Raw genomic sequence first — 15,702 nt, forward strand, 5'->3', positions numbered from 1 at the left:
GGAGACACAGGACCGTGACGGCCATCGTCGACGAGTTCCAGTGGCGCGGGCTGATCGCCCATGCCACTGACCAGGACGCACTGCGCAAGGCTCTCGCGGATGGTCCCGTCACGTTCTATTGCGGCTTTGACCCGACCGCGGCCAGCCTGCACGTGGGCCACCTCGTCCAGGTGCTCACCCTTCGCCGGCTCCAGCAGGCCGGGCACCGGCCGCTGGCACTCGTGGGCGGCGCGACCGGCCATATCGGTGACCCTCGACCGACCGCCGAGCGCACCCTGAACGACCCGGAGATCATCGCCCAGTGGGTGACCCGGCTGCGCGCGCAGATCGAGCCGTTCCTCTCCTTTGAGGGCGACAATGCGGCGACCATGGTCAACAACCTGGACTGGACCTCGGGTCTGACCGTGATCGGGTTCCTGCGGGACATCGGCAAGCACTTCCGGGTGAACAAGATGCTCACCAAGGACTCGGTCGCCCAGCGCCTGGCGTCCGACCAGGGCATTAGCTTCACGGAGTTCAGCTACCAGTTGCTCCAGGGTATGGACTTCCTGGAGCTGTACCGGCGGTACGGCTGCACCCTCCAGACAGGCGGCAGCGACCAGTGGGGCAACCTCACGGCCGGTCTGGATCTGATCCACCGCATGGAGCCGCACGCCGAGGTGCACGCGCTCGCGACGCCACTGTTGACGAAGGCGGATGGCACCAAGTTCGGCAAGACAGAGACGGGCACGCTGTGGCTTGACCCGGAGATGACCACGCCGTACGCGTTCTACCAGTTCTGGCTGAACACCGACGACCAGGACATCTCCCGGTACATGCGCATCCTCTCCTTCAAGTCCCGCGAGGAGCTTGAGGAGTTGGAGAAGGTGACTGAGGAGCGACCGCAAGCCCGCACCGCGCAGCGTGCGCTCGCCGAGGAGCTGACCACGCTGGTGCACGGCGCCGACCAGTGCGCCGCGGTGATCGCCGCGTCGAAGGCGCTGTTCGGGCAGGGCAAGCTCGCCGACCTCGACGAGGCGACACTGGCCGCTGCGCTCTCCGAGCTCCCGAACACCAAGGTGAGCGAACTCGGCCTGGTTACCGATCTGTTCGCGGAGGTTGGCCTTGTGGCAAGCAAGTCGGCCGCCCGCCGCACCGTGAAAGAGGGCGGCGCCTACGTGAACAACGTGAAGGTGGCCTCCGAGGACACGGTGGCCACGGCTGACGAGCTGTTGCACGGACGCTGGCTGGTGCTTCGCCGGGGCAAGAAGAACCTGTCGGCGATCGAGGTCACCGGGGCCTGAAGCGGCCCGGGAGATGGAAGCTCAGCCGTGAGCCGGAGGAGTACCTCCGGCTCACGCGCCTGAGCTACGGCTACCGTGAGCAAGCAGGCCCGTCGGCAACAACCCGCGGACCGGTCGTGAATGGCGTAGCGGCTGGTCCGATTGCCTGCGAGGCACTGCTGCTGTTCAGTGCGTCGGGGTGGCCAGCAGCTTGGGTAGGTCGCGCATATCGTCGAACAGGGTGGTGCCTGGGCCTTCCAGTCGCGTGGCCGGTGTGAGGCCGCCGCAGTAGCCGAAGGCCCGCATGCCGGCGGCACGTGCTGCCTGAACTCCGTACGCGCTGTCCTCGATCACCGCGCACCGCTCGGGCTCCACGCCCATGGAGCGAGCAGCGTGCAGGAAGAGGTCGGGGGCAGGCTTGCCTCGGGGGACATCGTCTGCGCTGAAGATGCGCTCCTCGAAGTGGTCCCTCAGTGCGGCGATCTCCAGGTTTCTCCGGATGCCGGCGTGGTGAGTGTTCGATGCGACGCAGACGGGTGTGGTGAGGCTGCTCAGGGCTTCTGCGACGCCATCGACAGCGGTCAATTCCGCGTCGAAGGCCGCCTGGTACAGATGCTCGTATTGCTGCAGCCAGTCCTTCTCCAGGCGCCGTCCGAGCTGTTCCTCTACGGCGGCCGTGTAGACCTCGGTGGACGAGCCGACGAACTTCTCGATGATCTCGTCCTCGGTGAACGTGCATCCCAGTTCAGCCATGATCATCGCGTCCACTTTGACGCATATCCGCTCGCTGTCCACCAGTACGCCGTCACAATCGAAGATCACCAGCTCGACAGGGCTCTGCGTCATGATCGGCAGTGTAGACCCGCGGCGTATGGGCCTGACAGGACTGTCGCTCTCCAGACGAAGGGTGCTTGTTCAGGGTGTGACGGAAGCGATCGCAGCCACCAGCTGCTGTACGTTTTCCAGGCTGTCGAGAACAACGTCGGCCCCCGCTTCCTTGAGGTCCTGTGCGGAGGTCTTGCCCGAGGGCACACCGAGAACTGAGGCCCCGCCCTCAAGGCCCGTGCGGACGTCCTCAAGGGAGTCTCCGATGATCACCGTGTTCGAACGAGTGAAGGCCGTCCCGTGTTTGGCCTGTGCGCGTCCCTGTGCGATGCCCACGAGCGCGGGCCGATGGTCGTCGTCGGAGGCGAATCCGCCGATCTCGATATCGAGGTAGCCGTCGAGGTCGAAGGCCGCGAGCTTCAGCAGCGCATTCAGCTTGAGATTGCCGGTGACGGCCGTTGGCACCAAGCGCGGGTCGTCGTGGACAGCTTGGAGTGCGGCCCTCGCACCGGGCATGAGAACCCCTTGCTGCCGTAGATCTTCGCTGTGAGCCGCGAGCAGCTTGGGCAGCAGCTCCACGATGCGCGGCAACAGGTCAGGGACAACTGTCTCGGGCACACCGTTGTCCAGGAGCAGCGACCGGATCGCGAGGGGCATGGTGACGCCCGTACCGCGGGCCGGCAGGTGTTCGGCTGGGCGGCCGACGACTTCGGCGAAGGCTTCGCGATACACCTGACGGTCGATGTCACCAACGTAGAGCAGCGTACGGTCAATGTCCCAGAGGACGAGGGTCTGTTGGTTGTCGGTCACGTGCAATTCCTCGCTCCCATCACGGCGGCGCCACGGTCCAGTAGATCTTGAGCGTATGTGGCGTCCCCTACTGCTTCGAGGTCGCTGAGCATCGACTCAACGTGCTCGTTGAGTCGCGCGGACTGGAGCTGCTCGGCCAGGTCGAGAGCCCGGTGCGCGGTGTCACACCCTGCTTCAGCGTCCCCTTGACGTACGTGAGCGGACGCGGCCCGGGACAGGAACAGGGCCCGCGTGCGCTGGTCTGAGGGGTTCAGCGAGTCATGCGCCTGCGTGAAGCTGGTGACGGCTTTCTGCGGCTCACCCAGATCGAGGTAGCAGCTGCCGGCTTGGCCGTGGATCTCACCTTCGTTGATCCAATACAACCAGTGGGGATCGCGTTCGGTACGTCCTTGAGCACACAGTTCAGCTGCCTGACCTAGCGCGGTGAATACCTCCTGCCGTTCGCCGAGCTTTGCGTGCCCGCGGGCTTGCCGCGTCAGCAGCATTGCCTCCAGGGCCGGGGCGCCGAGGTTCTTGATCTTCTCGCGAGCACCTCGCGCTGCGGTAACCGCATTGCGTGGTGCACCCGTGGAGTAGCCGTGGATGGCCAGGTAGGAGAGAGCTCCGACGCCGAGCCGCACGTCGCCGGATGCCTTTGCGGCGCGGAGCGCAGCGAACAGGTAGGTAGGGCTTCGGTCTCGATCTCCGGAGTCGAAGGTGAACCATCCTGTCTGGATGGCGGTGTCCGCGGTGATCGCAGCGAGTCGCTGCCCCGTGCCCTCGTCGTAGGAAGCCTGCTCAACAAGTCGCTTGAGGAGTAGCAGATGAGCGTTGCCGAGGTCGGCCAACGTGCCGCTGCCAGCGCTCGCGTCCATACTGCGCAGGTTGTCCGTGGTCTCCTGGAGGCTGTCGAGGAGCTTGTGTGTGAGCCGGCTGCCCTCCGCGGCGCGGACGAGCGGTTCCGCTTCGGCAGTGCTCCAGTGGTGCACGAAGGCGGTGAGCGCCAGGCCGCTCACCGCAAGGAACCGTCGGCGGTCCATCGCGCTCCCTCCAACTGCAGTGCCTAACGCCGTCACCATACGACTCGCCGTCCATGGCAAGGCCGGGTCGAGATCGCCGGAGTACAGGTCCCGGGAGGGACGGAGGGGGCGGGGAAGCGGGAGCGGGGCCAGTTCGGGGGGAACGCCGAGACCAGTGAGGAACTCGACGATCTTGTCGATGTTGGTGAGACGGCGATGCCCTGACTCAAGCATGGAGAGGAACGCCTGGCTCAGGCCCGTCAGATGGGCAATGTCGTCTTGACGCAGCGACCCCTGCTGGCGGATCAGGCGGGTGGCCTTGCCGAAGTCCCAGGAGGCTAGGGCTCGTTGGATCTCTTGGCTGCGCCACACGCGTTCTGGTACGGAGAGGGCGTGTTGGTTCAGGGTGCGGGAGCGAACGCAGGCCGAGCACAGCGTCCCAGAGTTGTACTGGCTCAGTCGGCAGCCGCACTGTTCGCAGCCTCGCGGCGACTGCGCAAGCACCTATGCCTCCCCCTTGAAGAGATTCATGCGACCTCAACTTGCCCTGGCAAAACCGAAATCACTCAAGTGATATCACCTCGGAAATGTGTGCACCGGGCGTTTCCCCATCACTCTGGGACTCCCGCAGTGCACGGCGCTGGCGGACCGCCCGAGAGTGGATGATTCGGACGGACGTAGCTCTCCTGCTGTGGATCACCTGTTGTCCCTGAACTCGTCCACCGGAGTCGAAGGTGTCCTCGGTCCCGTACGTACGGATGGCACAGTCCCTGCCGCTGGATCGCCAGCGGAAGACGGCGTGGCGGCCCCTCCCGCGTTGTGGCAAGCGGATCTCCTCAGAGGTGGCCCGTGATCGTTAGCTTCTCAGCCGTGGTGTTCCTGGGCGTGATCGTCTTTCTCCTGGTGAAGAAGGGCGGCCTGAACATGGGCCACGCCATCGTGTGCGTCCTGTTCGGCTTCTTCCTGGCAGGGAGCTCCGCAGCGCCGAGCATCAGGGACGGTGTGCAGGGCGCGGTCGAGCTGATCAAAGAGATCGACTTCTAGACCGGCCGTCGGGGCGCTGGCGAGGTTCTGGATCCCCTCCCTTTACCCCTGAGCCCTGACGGTCTTTCCACTTCCGGACGTGACGCGAGGACTCTTGATGAAGCCGATACCAACTGTGCCTCTGGGCCTGGCTGTAGGTACGGCCACCGCCGAGCGAGGGCGTCGTGAGTAGTCGTAAACCGGCTCTGGACCGGCATCCGGCCCGCGACGACGCTCAGTTACGGGTGGTGGTCGAGGACACGGCGATGGGCCGCTGGGAAGGGGCCCGGGGACTGCTGGCTGCAACGGGCGCAGACTGGGACCGGCGCATCTTCCGCCTTCAGGTCCTCGCCCGTGTAGGCGCGCGCCTGACGTTTGCTGACACGTGGGCGCAAGCCGAACCGCAGTCGCCGCACGCTCTTGCCCTTCTGGCCCATGTGCTTGCTCTGCGGTCGATGGCCGGCGGTCGAGGACGGGGCCGCAGTGAGGCGATGGAGCAGGCATGGGACGTCTGTGACGCAGCCGCCGACGGGATGCCGAGCGACCCCTCACCGTACGTGGTGATGCTCGCATTGACCCGCTTTCACTCGCCTCCCCAGGCCCCCGAGTGGCGCGCGACGGTGCGACAGCTGTGGCAGCAGGTGATAGAGCGCGACCCTTGGAACCGGGAGGCGCACCACGAGCTCCTTACCTACCTGTTCCCCTCCTGGCACGGCACCGGAGGGGAGATGTTCCACTGGGTGCAAGAACGGTGCACTCACGCCCCGCGTGGCGTGCCGGCGCATGTCCTGCCCCTGGTCGCCCTCGCCGAGTCGCACCGGCAGCGGATGGAAGTGGAGGGGCACCGCTACGGACTGACCGTTCACCCCTGGACGGACAATCCGTCGACCTGGCAGGCGTGGGACAACTGGTGGTCCTATCGAGCCCCGAACCGTCCTCACGCCGCATTCCACGAGGACGCCAACTACCTCGCCCACGCGCTGTCATTCGCGAACCGGCATCGCGAAGCCGGTGAGGTCTTCGACGCCATCGGCCCGTACGCCACCGACGTGCCATGGAGCTATTGCGGAGACGCCCCAATGCTGTTCGACCGCCACCGCGCCTGGGCTGTCAAAGCCTCCGCGCCGTAGTCCGTACCGCCGGGACAGAGCCGGAGCCTCTGTTGCCGTCCCACCAGTTAGCGCCGACGAAGATGAAGGAATCATCCGAATGCCCCTGGATATACCAAGCGTTACGCCTTCGGAAGAAGAGCGCCTCGCCGAACTCGGCATCACCCAGACCCTGGACCGCTCGATGTCCGGGCGTCAGAACTTCGCCGTCTCGTTCACCATCATCAGCATCCTCTCCGGCTGCCTGACCATGTATGGCTTCGGCATGAACACCGGCGGACCTGCCCTGATCATGTGGGGATGGGCCATCGTTGGGCTGATGACGCTCTTCGTCGGGCTGGCCATGGCGGAAGTCTGCTCCAGCTACCCGACGAGCGCCGGCCTGTACTTCTGGGCCCACAAGCTCGCTCCCCACAGGTCGGCGGCCGCCTGGGCATGGTTCACCGGCTGGTTCAACACCCTCGGCCAGATCGCCGTAACCGCGGGCGTCGACTTCGGCGCCGCCTCATTCCTCAACGCCTACCTGAACCTTCAGTTCGGCTACGCCGCCACCCCCGGGCACACCATCACGCTCTTCGGCATCATCCTGGTGCTGCACGCCCTCGTGAACACCCTCCGTGTGCGCATCGTGGGGTTCTTCAACACTGTCAGTGTCTGGTGGCACCTGATCGGCGTGGTAGTGATCGTCGGCGTGCTCCTGCTCGTCCCCGACCACCACCAGTCCCCGAAGTTCGTGTTCACCGAGTTCGTCAACAACACTGGCTGGGGCTCTGCCGTCTACGTCGGCTTGATCGGCTTGCTGATGGCCCAGTACACCTTCACCGGGTACGACGCCTCCGCCCACATGACGGAGGAGACGAAGAACGCCTCGGTGGAGGGACCGAAGGGCATCGTCCGCTCCATTCTTGTCTCCTGGGCGGCCGGTTTTGTCCTGCTGTTCGGCCTGACATTCGCCATCCAGTCCTACACCGGCGCACTGGAGTCGAAGACGGGGGTGCCGCCGGCGCAGATCTTCATGGATGCTCTGGGCGAGAGCGCGGGCAAGATGATGTTGCTTATCGTGATCGGCGCCCAGCTGTTCTGCGGCATGGCATCGGTGACGGCCAACTCCCGGATGATCTACGCCTTCTCGCGCGACGGTGCCCTGCCCTTCTCCAAGGTGTGGCACAAGCTGCACCCGGGGACTCGCACCCCGACCAACGCGGTCTGGCTCGCCGCCGGCGGCGCCTTCGTCCTCGGCCTGCCCTACCTGTTCAACACGACCGCGTACGCCGCGGTCACCTCCATCGCGACGATCGGCCTCTACATCGCCTACGTCATCCCGACGCTGCTGCGGCTGCGTCAGGGGGAATCCTTCCGACGCGGCCCGTGGCACCTGGGCCGCTGGTCCAAGCCCGTCGGCGTGCTCGCGGTGACCTGGGTCGTAGTGATCACCGTGCTGTTCATGCTGCCGCAGGCCGCCCCGGTGACCATCGAGACATTCAACTACGCGCCCATCGCGGTCGGTGTCGTGCTCGCCTTCTCCGGCACATGGTGGCTTGCCACCGCCAGAAGGTGGTTCCTCAGCCCGACCCACCCAAAGAACAGCACTCCGCCGCTGCCAGCCTCGCAGGGAGCGACACGTTAGCCGGCACGTTGATCCACCTCCTGTAGGTGGCAGACGGCGGGGCGGCGGCGTTGCACTGCCGCCGCCCCGGCAATGCCGCGGCCTCCCGTTCGTGGGGCTGACGAGGCAACCGTGACCTGGACGACCCCGTGCGGCAGCTGATTCCAGTGGCGCCATACGGGTCTTGTTGTGAACAGAAAGGTGCACCACCGTGAAGCCCCTTCCCACCGCGTACCGCAGCCTGCTGCCCCCGGTGACCGACACCCTGCGGGCCGAGCGCCCCCACACGACTGCCGCCTGGTGACGCACATGCACGACGAGACAGTGCGCGGCGACGAGCTCCTCGCCAAGGTTCTGTCCGATCGGTACGGCGTCGAAGTGGGCTCCGCTGAACTTGTGCCGATCGGTACCGAGACCATCAACCGGCGCGTCACTCTCTCCGACTCTCGCCGGATCTTCGTCAAGCAGTACCTCTCGTCCGCCGACCTACGGCAAGCCAAGACCGCGTGGACCATGTCGGAGTTCTGCCGCAACGGCCACGTCCCCACCCCACCAGTCTGGGCCAACCGGGACGGAGAGATCCTCACCCACGTCGACGGCACCGCCTGGGTGGTGACCGACGAGATGCCCGGCCGTGTCGCGACCGAGCCGATGACCGTACCGCGCGCCCAGTACATCGGTCTGGTGCTCGGCCGCATGCACTTCGTCCTGGCCTCGTATCCACCGCCGGCGCGCATCCGGCAAACCAGATGGCGGACCGCGCCCCTCGATACCGCGCTCGCGGCGACCGAGGCCGGCCTGGCTCGCGCGACTGAACAACACGATCCGCGACGTTGCCAGCTGCGTGAGGAGCTGGAGCAGCGCCGAGATGACCTGCAAACCCATGTGCCTCGCCTCCGCAGCCGCTTGCCTGACCAGCTGGTGCTCCAGGCCGGGCATGCCGACTTCACCCGCACCAACCTCCTGGCTCAGGAAGATGTGATCACTGCGGTCTTGGACTTCCAGGGAGAGACCTGCCTGCCCGCATGGGAGTTGGGACGCGCAGCGTTCGACCCGCGCACTGTGGCGAACAGCCCGTCTTGGCGGCAGAGAGCCATTTGCCTGGTAGGGGCCTACCTCGTGGAGAACCCGCGGCTGCCCTATGCCGACGTACGGGCCTGCGCCCGCGTCACTCTGCTGTATCTGCTGTTCAGCCTGTACGGGGCCGCCACAGCCGCATATGGGCTTCCCGTGCCAGCGGAGGCCGACCTGCGACGTCACTGGGCCGAACGGCAGGTCACCATCCGACGACTCCTCGACGAGCTCGACGACATCGAAGCCGCTCTCGCAGAGATCCGGCCGGGCAGGTGGGACAGGCTATGACCAGAAAGCGTTCGGTCGCGGGACCCTCGACGTTGATGGGGATTCGCGATTTTGGTTCTGGCCGCGATTCCGTGAAGCGTTGATCACGGCGAGGTGAGTGTTTTCGGCAGGATGAATGGGAGCCACTCCGGCACTAGGTCGAGAGCTACGTTGCCCCATCCGTGGTGGGGATGGACACGACGCAAGTCCATGATCGGCAATGAGATTGAGAGCCACCTTGATCGGGTGATTTCTGGCTGTGGCGGTGATGGCTCGACGCGCGAATGCCGGATGTGCGGCAGCCCCCTTGCTCCGCTGCACCGCTATGCCTCCAACGCTGCCCTGTGACAGAACTGGGCACCGCTGGCGTCGCGGTCCGCGCCATACGCTGCCATCAACTACGCGTGGGTTCCTTGGTGGCTGGTGTCAGAGAGGTAACCTCGCCCATCTCTCCCCCGCGGTAGCGGTTGAGGCCACGGCGGTGGCTGAGGCAAAGGTGGCGGCCAGGGTGGCGGCCAGGGTGGCGGCCAGGGTGGCGGCCAGGGTGGCGGCCACACGGCGATCACTACTGGCATCCGTTCGGTGAGATCCATCGTGCACCTGCCAAGAGCTTCACGGGCTGTGGAGTGGAGGGGATGAAGGTCCATCTCGGTGAAGTCAGCCGGGTCGTGCAGATGACGGGCGACTGGCGGTCCGAGGCCAGGCGGGGTGGGTCGAACTCGGTGGCGCTCCGCATCGAGGTGCTGACCGGTGCGGGCTAAACAGGGCCTGCGGCGCCACCCTCGGACTCCTGGATCCGCTGGCCCTCCGCGTCGACCGCCAGCAGGGGCGCCGCGTCGGGGATTTCGGGGGTGGTGCCGGTAGCGGCGAGGATCGTCGCAGCCGGCATGCGGTTGCCGGTCCGCGCGGCCATCGCCATGGCCGCCGCCGCGGCCGGCGTGGTGGCCCACGGCGGAACCACGAGAAGCATGAAGTGGTCGTTAAACCCGCGGGTCACGCTCATCGTGTCATCGCTGGCGGTGAACCAGCCGATGTGAACGACGCGGCCGTCGATCGTGAGGCTGCGTGGGATGTCGTCCCAGGCGTCCTGGTCCAGCCCGACGCGCAGGATCGCGCCGAGGTGCGCGCTCAGTGCGGTGATGAGGCCGGGCAGCTCGGCGCGGACATCGCGGGAATGCGGCCACCACGCGCCATCGAACATCCCCGCGCGGGCCAGCGTAGGCTCCAGGGTCAGCCGGACTGCCGAGGGCGCCGTCGGCCGCGGGAAGAGGTTGGGGGAGCGCCCCCATGCGAATGCAGTGCTGTGGTTCGGCAACATGGCGTGCCGCCCGTCTCGGTTCTCGACGGAACCGGTTTGGTCTAGGGCGACGCCGACTCGGCTGCCAACGGTGAAACGTCCTGGTGACTGCAAATATACTCCGCGCAACCGGTGGCGGGGCCGGGGCCCGCGCTCAGGTAGTTCGGTCCCGCAGAGCCCGCCCGACGATCTCCCCCTGCTAGCTCCGGGTGTGATAGTTGAGGCACAGGAAGTAGCGCCGAGATTGATCATGGTCGTGCGCTGGAGATGCATCACGTACGCGCCGCCCAGCCGCACCACGCAACCGGCCGGTCAGCCGCGCGCCGGCCGGAATCTGGGGGATCTGCTCGGTGAACGACCGCCGGGGGCACCGCGGCTCACGGCAGAACCAGCGGCGCTTGTGCCACAAGAACTCCAGGCCGCTGTCCCCGTAGGGAAGATCGCGGGGCCGGGTCACCGCCGAGCCCTTCACCCGGGAGGCGAATACCCCGCAGGCCGGACAAGCCCGCGCCGACTCGTCCGCCGTGACCGATGGACCCGGCGTCTGCCGCCCTCGGGCCGCTCGACACGTGCGACGGACACCCCCTCGAGGTCGAGCAGCAACCTCGTATCGTTGACCAAGCCCGTGGCTCCTGCGTGATCGTTCTGCGTCGAGAACAGAAAAGATCAGGTATGACCACGGGCGCTCTGCATTCGGATGCCGACAACCACCACCACCGTCAGCACCGCCAGCCGAATGCACCGCTCAAGTTCGAAGACCCGTCAAAACACCCTGATATCCGTCACCCTGAAACCGCCCGGCGGGCTGTATCCGGGAGTACCCTGAAATTACCGAGGACATTTCGCATAAGAGTTTCTAGCTCCTGTCGTTCTCGGCGATTCACGACACCGGGCCGGTGTACACCGGCCCGGGGACAGGTCCGCGTCATGACCGCGACCATTCTGTATACGTCGGCGGTCGAGAAGCGGACCTTTTCGCTGCCGCTGCGTCTCGCGCTCGCCGCAACGGACACCCCGGGTGCTCTTCTGGACGGTGCCTGGTGGCCCCGCTCCCGCGACTTGGCGGCGGAACTTCCTGCGTTGACATCGGTACTGGATCCCCTTTGGGGGCGCATCACGCATGTCACGGTGAACCCGACCCTGTGGCCGGTCATCCCACGGAAGGTGCCCGTTGATGGGCACGTGGTGAGAGTCGGCTGGTTCAAGGCCGAGCAAGACCCCCACAAGCTGATGCTGCTGTCCTACACCGTCGGCCGCTGGGACCTGCTGGTGATTCCGCCGCAAACAGATCCGGCCATCGCCGCCTGGCTGATGACCGCCGCTACCGGTCCGCTGCGCAGCCACACAGCGAGTGATCTGCTGGAGAGGGCCGAATTCCAACGGATCGTGGCAGAAGCCGACCAGGCCCGAGAAGCGGTCTGGGATTCCGAGGGCGGCCATGGCGCCCGTGTGACCCCACCAGCACGCTCGGTGTGAACCTCGAAACGGCCCCGGTGAAACCGCCGGGGCCGTCCTTTCAGGCGCAACACGTGAGAGTGCGCAACCCACAATCCACGGTATACCTGCAGGTCGGTTCCGACGAGTTCCGCAGGCTGACGCGAAGCGTGGCGCACATTGCGCTCGGACCTGAAGCACCGATGACCGGGCTCGGCAGCCGCCCCCGGCCCACCGGCAAGGTACTGCGCTACTCCGCGTTACCGTGCCACTGCCCGTGGACGCGGAACCAGAGTCCCGGAGCGTAGATCGAATCGACCACAGCGGCTTCGCCCTTGGCCACCCTGAGGATCCGCAAAGCGCCGCTCGGAAGCAGGTCGTACTCGTACGCCACCGGCGACTCACCGTCGGTGATGTCGTCGTAGGAGACATCCGCAGCCACCAGCTCCGCGTATTCCTTCGGGGGCCGGTTCTCCACCAGCTTGATGAACACGCTCATACCTTGACGATAAATCCCTCGCGGTTTTCTCGCGTGACATGCCAGATCTCACCGCCAACGGCCGCACCACCAGTCGGGCGGTATCGGCTCAGTCCAGGGTGGCAAGGCGGTCGGCGGCCCCCCCGCGCCACTCGATCAGGAAGAGGGTCGCGTCGTCCCTGGTCGTGCCGCCCCGTTCCTCCATCAGGGCGTGGGAGAGAGAGCGCACCACCGCCCGCACTCCCTTCTCGGCGTGCTCGATGCGGTTGACCCAAGCGATGAGTTGTTCCACGCCGAACTGCTTCCCGCCGGCTTCGTGCTCCTCGATCAGGCCGTCGGTGAAGCACAGCACCCGGTCGCCGACCTGGAGCGTCTGCTCGCTGATCCGGGGCTGTTCACCGCCGAAGCCGACCGGCAGGGTGGTCGCACTCTCCAGTTGCCGGACGACCTGGTGATTGCGGATCAGCAGCGGTGCCGGATGGCCCGCGTTGACCCGTTGCAGGTGGCCGGTTGCGACGTTCAGGCGCATCATCTGCGCGGTGACGAAGTGGTCGGGCCCGAACTGCTCGGCGATGGCCCGGTCCATGAACGCGTAGATCTCGGACAGGCCGACGTCGGCGCGTCTGGCATGGCGGTAGGCGCCGATGGCGACGGTTGCCATGGTGGCGGCGTCCAGGCCGTGACCCATCGCGTCGATCGTGGCCACGTGCAGAATGTCGTCGTTGAGGGCGTAGTCGAAGCTGTCTCCGGCGACGCTGTAGGCGGGTTCGAGGATTCCGGCCACCGCGACCTGCGGGGTGGACATGGCCACTGGCGGCAGCAGGGACCACTGGATTTCCGCGGCCACACTCATCGGTTCGCGGCGCCGGGCCAGGAAGAACCGGTCGGTGTAGCTGTGTTTGGTGACCAGCATGTCGGCGACCAGACCGGCGAGTCTGCGCAGCAGCCGCCGGTCGTCGTCATCGGCGGTGTCCAGGGTGAGAGCCATCACTCCCACCTGGTCGCTGCCGTCCAGCAACGGCAAGTACATCCGGACGCCGTCGGCCTGCGGTACCTCCACAGGGGTCGCGTACAGGAAAGCCGTGCCGGCGTGGGAGTCACCGATCGGCTCGGGCTCCCCGACGAACAGCCGCCTACCCGGCAGAGGCACCAGCACCCGCTGGCCGTAGTCCTGCAGGAGGATTGAGACGTCGCGGCCACCGACCCTGGCCACCTCTTCCGCGATCAGCGGGGCAATCAGCTGCGGTGGCATCTCGTGCGCCCGGTCCAGCAGCACCCCCAGCAGCCGCTCACCGAACCCTTCCGACCGGTCCAGCATGGCCTTGTCAGGCCGCCGCCCACCGTCCGCCACAGCCGCTCCCTTTCACCACAGCAGAGCCGGTTTCGCCCGCTGGGCGGGCCTCTCCAAGGGGCCGCTCACCAGGCGGCCGGCCTCGGCCTTGGGGCTTGGGACAGACCCGGCTCACCTTGCAGATCCGCTCGAAGACCCACTCACGCGATCTGTACACACGGGTTCCTGACCGACCGTGATCAACCCGCACAGAGTGACGCGGCCGACTAGCCTAAAGGGCTCATTACGCCAAAAGCGGCATGTCACACCCGGTCGGGACAGGTGGCTCTCAGCCAGGTGGCGAAGGTCTCCGATGTGCGTTCGGCAGCACGTCGACCACGCGGGCAGTCTCGACGTCGACCAGGATCGTGCCGTAGGTCCGGCCTCTGCGGAAGGCGAATTCGTCGACGCCCAATACCCGGGGTGCCCGGTCCTGGACTGTCGGAGCCTCCAGTAGTCCAAGCAGTCGGGTCCGGCCGGCGGTCAGCCGTAACTGGCGGCACAGACGCTCGCCCGCGCGTCCGCCCAGCTGTTCAGCGATCGTCTTCAACCAGGATTTCAGCGCGACACTCGACCTGCGGTATCGCTCGGTGAGTCCGTCGATCTGCTCGGCGAAGGTCTTCCGCGGGCAGGACTTGCCGTCGCAGAAGAACCTGCGGACCGTGAGCCTGACCACCACCTGCCGTGGCCCCACTGGCCTTTCGGCGAGGCGACGTTGGTACGAGCTGTGCACCCGGCTCGCCCGGCGTCGGCAGTCCGGGCACCGGCCAGGCCGACCTGTGGACGCCACCTCCACCACAATCTCGTCACGTGCGGACCGGATGCCGCATACCTGCACGCCGACCCCGGGGAAGAGGACTTCCTCGAACTCCTTGATCACCACGGAGCAGGAGGCCCGGGCGAAACGATCTTGCGTTCCTGCTGCTGACCTGCGGCTTCACGGAATCGCAGCCAGAGCCAATTTCAAAGAGCCCTATCAACGTCTCACTGTCGGACGGTTTTGCCGTCGGCGATCACAAGGCGGATGTCGCGCAGGGCGGTAATGTCGTCGAGAGGGTTTCCGTCAACAGCGAGAACGTCTGCGCGCAGCCCCTTGGCCAGGCGGCCGGTGTCGGTGCTCCTTAGCGCCTGTGCTCCGTCGGTGGTGGCCATGTCGAGGATCTTCGCGTTGGGAATCCCCAGGTACTGGTAGAACTCCAGGCTGTTGACGAACTTGTCGAAGACCGCCCGTGTCACCCCGGCATCAGTACCCGCGATCATGGGCACCCCGCCATCAGCCATCCAGCGCATGGAGGAGAACAGGTACTCCGCGCGGTCGTGGCCAACCCGTTCGGCGAACGCCCTCCAGTTGGGACTGGTCGCAGTGCACACGTAGATGCCTTGGGCCTTGATTTCGGCGAGGAGATCGTTTCGGAGGTCGAATTCGCCGCCTTCGGTCATCCAGGTGCAGTGTTCGATGGTGTCCACGCCGGCGGCAACTGCGGCGGCGATGCCGTCGGTGCCGTGGGCATGGACGGCGACGGGTAGTTCGAGGCGCTGGGCTTCCTCGACCACGATGCGCAGCTCGGCTTCGGTGAACTGGTTCTGCCAGATGGCAGGGCCGCCCTTGGTCATTCCACCGCCCGTGCCCATCACTTTGATGACGTCCGCTCCGAGACGGGCATTGCGTTGCACCATGTCCCGGATGGCCTGCTCGCCCTCGACCTCTCCGCCGAAGAAGTTGCAGTGGCCCCCGGGGGAGGTCAGCGGTGTTGCCGCCGACAGGATGTGCGGCCCTGGCAGGGCCCCCGAGGCGATGGAATTGCGCAGGCGGATGGCGAGGCCGTTGCGGTCGCCCAGGTCCCGGACGGTCGTTACCCCGCTGAGGACCAGCTGCTCAGCGCGCTCGGCCATGCCTTCCAGTAGCTCCTCGTCGCTGCTGGCCTGGACGGCAGCCACAGGGTCGGCACTCGCATCGAAGATGAGGTGCGTATGGGCATCGATCAGGCCCGGCAGCACTGTGCCGTCCGGAAAGGACACGGTACGGAGTCCGTGGGGCGCGAGCTGCTCGAGTTCCTTGCGCGGGCCGACCGCGGCGATTCGGTCTCCGCGGACGAGAACGGCGCCATCGGTGACGCTGGTGCCGTTGGGTCCGGTGATGACCCGGCCAGCCGTGATCAACGTGTCCGTCATGGTGTCACTCCTCGTCG

16 protein-coding genes are annotated in these 15,702 nt (G+C 66.3%); 7 read left to right on the forward strand and 9 right to left on the reverse strand.

What is annotated here, in order from left to right:
* Window positions 1–14 precede the first annotated feature (14 nt).
* Window positions 15–1,283: a tyrosine--tRNA ligase gene (tyrS, locus tag ACFY12_RS24735; protein ID WP_390718068.1), complete on the forward strand. Its 1,269-nt coding sequence runs from the start codon at window positions 15–17 to the stop codon at window positions 1,281–1,283.
* A 165-nt stretch (window positions 1,284–1,448) separates the two neighbouring features.
* Here the strand turns inward: tyrS and ACFY12_RS24740 are convergent, their stop codons facing one another.
* The 3 genes from ACFY12_RS24740 to ACFY12_RS24750 all read right to left on the reverse strand — a co-directional run bounded on the left by ACFY12_RS24740 (window position 1,449) and on the right by ACFY12_RS24750 (window position 4,399).
* The gene (locus tag ACFY12_RS24740; protein WP_390718069.1) at window positions 1,449–2,108 is read right to left on the reverse strand and encodes an HAD family hydrolase; all 660 of its coding nucleotides are present in this window, start codon (window positions 2,106–2,108) and stop codon (window positions 1,449–1,451) included.
* Between the two features lie 69 nt (window positions 2,109–2,177).
* A complete protein-coding gene (locus ACFY12_RS24745; RefSeq protein WP_390718070.1) occupies window positions 2,178–2,897 on the reverse strand; it encodes an HAD family hydrolase in 720 nt (239 codons plus the stop codon).
* The gene (locus tag ACFY12_RS24750) at window positions 2,894–4,399 is read right to left on the reverse strand and encodes a helix-turn-helix domain-containing protein (protein WP_390718071.1); all 1,506 of its coding nucleotides are present in this window, start codon (window positions 4,397–4,399) and stop codon (window positions 2,894–2,896) included. The genes ACFY12_RS24745 and ACFY12_RS24750 overlap by 4 nt, the downstream gene beginning before the upstream one ends.
* Window positions 4,400–4,744: 345 nt before the next feature.
* On the opposite strand from ACFY12_RS24750, the gene ACFY12_RS24755 reads away from it, so the two are divergent.
* The 5 genes from ACFY12_RS24755 (at window position 4,745) to ACFY12_RS24775 (ending at window position 9,735) form a co-directional block, all read left to right on the forward strand.
* Window positions 4,745–4,939 carry a hypothetical protein gene (locus ACFY12_RS24755; protein WP_263270154.1) on the forward strand — a complete coding sequence of 65 codons (195 nt, stop codon included), beginning with the start codon at window positions 4,745–4,747 and terminating at the stop codon, window positions 4,937–4,939.
* A gap of 164 nt (window positions 4,940–5,103) precedes the next feature.
* Window positions 5,104–6,048 carry a hypothetical protein gene (locus ACFY12_RS24760; protein WP_390718072.1) on the forward strand — a complete coding sequence of 315 codons (945 nt, stop codon included), beginning with the start codon at window positions 5,104–5,106 and terminating at the stop codon, window positions 6,046–6,048.
* A gap of 79 nt (window positions 6,049–6,127) precedes the next feature.
* Window positions 6,128–7,654 (forward strand): amino acid permease, encoded by a 1,527-nt coding sequence (locus ACFY12_RS24765; protein ID WP_390718073.1) that lies wholly within the window; start codon window positions 6,128–6,130, stop codon window positions 7,652–7,654.
* A 288-nt stretch (window positions 7,655–7,942) separates the two neighbouring features.
* Window positions 7,943–8,995 carry a phosphotransferase enzyme family protein gene (locus ACFY12_RS24770; protein WP_390718074.1) on the forward strand — a complete coding sequence of 351 codons (1,053 nt, stop codon included), beginning with the start codon at window positions 7,943–7,945 and terminating at the stop codon, window positions 8,993–8,995.
* A gap of 614 nt (window positions 8,996–9,609) precedes the next feature.
* Window positions 9,610–9,735, forward strand: coding sequence for a hypothetical protein (locus ACFY12_RS24775; protein WP_390718075.1), 126 nt, complete (start codon window positions 9,610–9,612; stop codon window positions 9,733–9,735).
* Here ACFY12_RS24775 and ACFY12_RS24780 read toward each other — a convergent pair.
* Window positions 9,732–10,292 carry a DUF5994 family protein gene (locus ACFY12_RS24780; RefSeq protein ID WP_390718076.1) on the reverse strand — a complete coding sequence of 187 codons (561 nt, stop codon included), beginning with the start codon at window positions 10,290–10,292 and terminating at the stop codon, window positions 9,732–9,734. The genes ACFY12_RS24775 and ACFY12_RS24780 overlap by 4 nt on opposite strands.
* A gap of 178 nt (window positions 10,293–10,470) precedes the next feature.
* Entirely contained in the window at window positions 10,471–11,013 is a 543-nt protein-coding gene (locus ACFY12_RS24785) for a transposase family protein (protein WP_390718077.1), read from the reverse strand.
* A 185-nt stretch (window positions 11,014–11,198) separates the two neighbouring features.
* On the opposite strand from ACFY12_RS24785, the gene ACFY12_RS24790 reads away from it, so the two are divergent.
* On the forward strand, window positions 11,199–11,747 hold the full coding sequence (locus tag ACFY12_RS24790) for a DUF5994 family protein (RefSeq protein ID WP_390718078.1): 549 nt from the start codon (window positions 11,199–11,201) through the stop codon (window positions 11,745–11,747).
* Window positions 11,748–11,955: 208 nt separating this feature from the next.
* Here ACFY12_RS24790 and ACFY12_RS24795 read toward each other — a convergent pair whose 3' ends face one another.
* The 4 genes from ACFY12_RS24795 to ACFY12_RS24810 all read right to left on the reverse strand — a co-directional run bounded on the left by ACFY12_RS24795 (window position 11,956) and on the right by ACFY12_RS24810 (window position 15,685).
* Window positions 11,956–12,204, reverse strand: a complete 249-nt coding sequence (locus tag ACFY12_RS24795) for a hypothetical protein (RefSeq protein WP_390718079.1) — start codon at window positions 12,202–12,204, stop codon at window positions 11,956–11,958.
* Window positions 12,205–12,292: 88 nt separating this feature from the next.
* Window positions 12,293–13,501 carry a PP2C family protein-serine/threonine phosphatase gene (locus tag ACFY12_RS24800; RefSeq protein WP_390718221.1) on the reverse strand — a complete coding sequence of 403 codons (1,209 nt, stop codon included), beginning with the start codon at window positions 13,499–13,501 and terminating at the stop codon, window positions 12,293–12,295.
* 301 nt (window positions 13,502–13,802) lie between these two features.
* Entirely contained in the window at window positions 13,803–14,396 is a 594-nt protein-coding gene (locus ACFY12_RS24805) for a transposase family protein (RefSeq protein ID WP_390718080.1), read from the reverse strand.
* 101 nt (window positions 14,397–14,497) lie between these two features.
* On the reverse strand, window positions 14,498–15,685 hold the full coding sequence (locus tag ACFY12_RS24810; RefSeq protein ID WP_384093818.1) for an amidohydrolase family protein: 1,188 nt from the start codon (window positions 15,683–15,685) through the stop codon (window positions 14,498–14,500).
* Between the last annotated feature and the right edge of the window lie 17 nt (window positions 15,686–15,702).

Source organism: Streptomyces sp. NPDC001339, from assembly GCF_042895955.1.
Taxonomy (GTDB): domain Bacteria; phylum Actinomycetota; class Actinomycetes; order Streptomycetales; family Streptomycetaceae; genus Streptomyces.

What these genes read in the sequence shown, in the direction of transcription:
- ACFY12_RS24800 (WP_390718221.1), bottom strand. Translation starts at nt 13,501, where the DNA reads ATGCTGGACCGGTCGGAAGGGTTCGGTGAGCGGCTGCTGGGGGTGCTG.
- ACFY12_RS24740 (WP_390718069.1), bottom strand. Translation starts at nt 2,108, where the DNA reads ATGACGCAGAGCCCTGTCGAGCTGGTGATCTTCGATTGTGACGGCGTA.
- ACFY12_RS24765 (WP_390718073.1), top strand. Translation starts at nt 6,128, where the DNA reads ATGCCCCTGGATATACCAAGCGTTACGCCTTCGGAAGAAGAGCGCCTC.
- ACFY12_RS24795 (WP_390718079.1), bottom strand. Translation starts at nt 12,204, where the DNA reads ATGAGCGTGTTCATCAAGCTGGTGGAGAACCGGCCCCCGAAGGAATAC.
- ACFY12_RS24790 (WP_390718078.1), top strand. Translation starts at nt 11,199, where the DNA reads ATGACCGCGACCATTCTGTATACGTCGGCGGTCGAGAAGCGGACCTTT.
- ACFY12_RS24780 (WP_390718076.1), bottom strand. Translation starts at nt 10,292, where the DNA reads ATGTTGCCGAACCACAGCACTGCATTCGCATGGGGGCGCTCCCCCAAC.
- ACFY12_RS24775 (WP_390718075.1), top strand. Translation starts at nt 9,610, where the DNA reads ATGAAGGTCCATCTCGGTGAAGTCAGCCGGGTCGTGCAGATGACGGGC.
- ACFY12_RS24810 (WP_384093818.1), bottom strand. Translation starts at nt 15,685, where the DNA reads ATGACGGACACGTTGATCACGGCTGGCCGGGTCATCACCGGACCCAAC.
- ACFY12_RS24770 (WP_390718074.1), top strand. Translation starts at nt 7,943, where the DNA reads ATGCACGACGAGACAGTGCGCGGCGACGAGCTCCTCGCCAAGGTTCTG.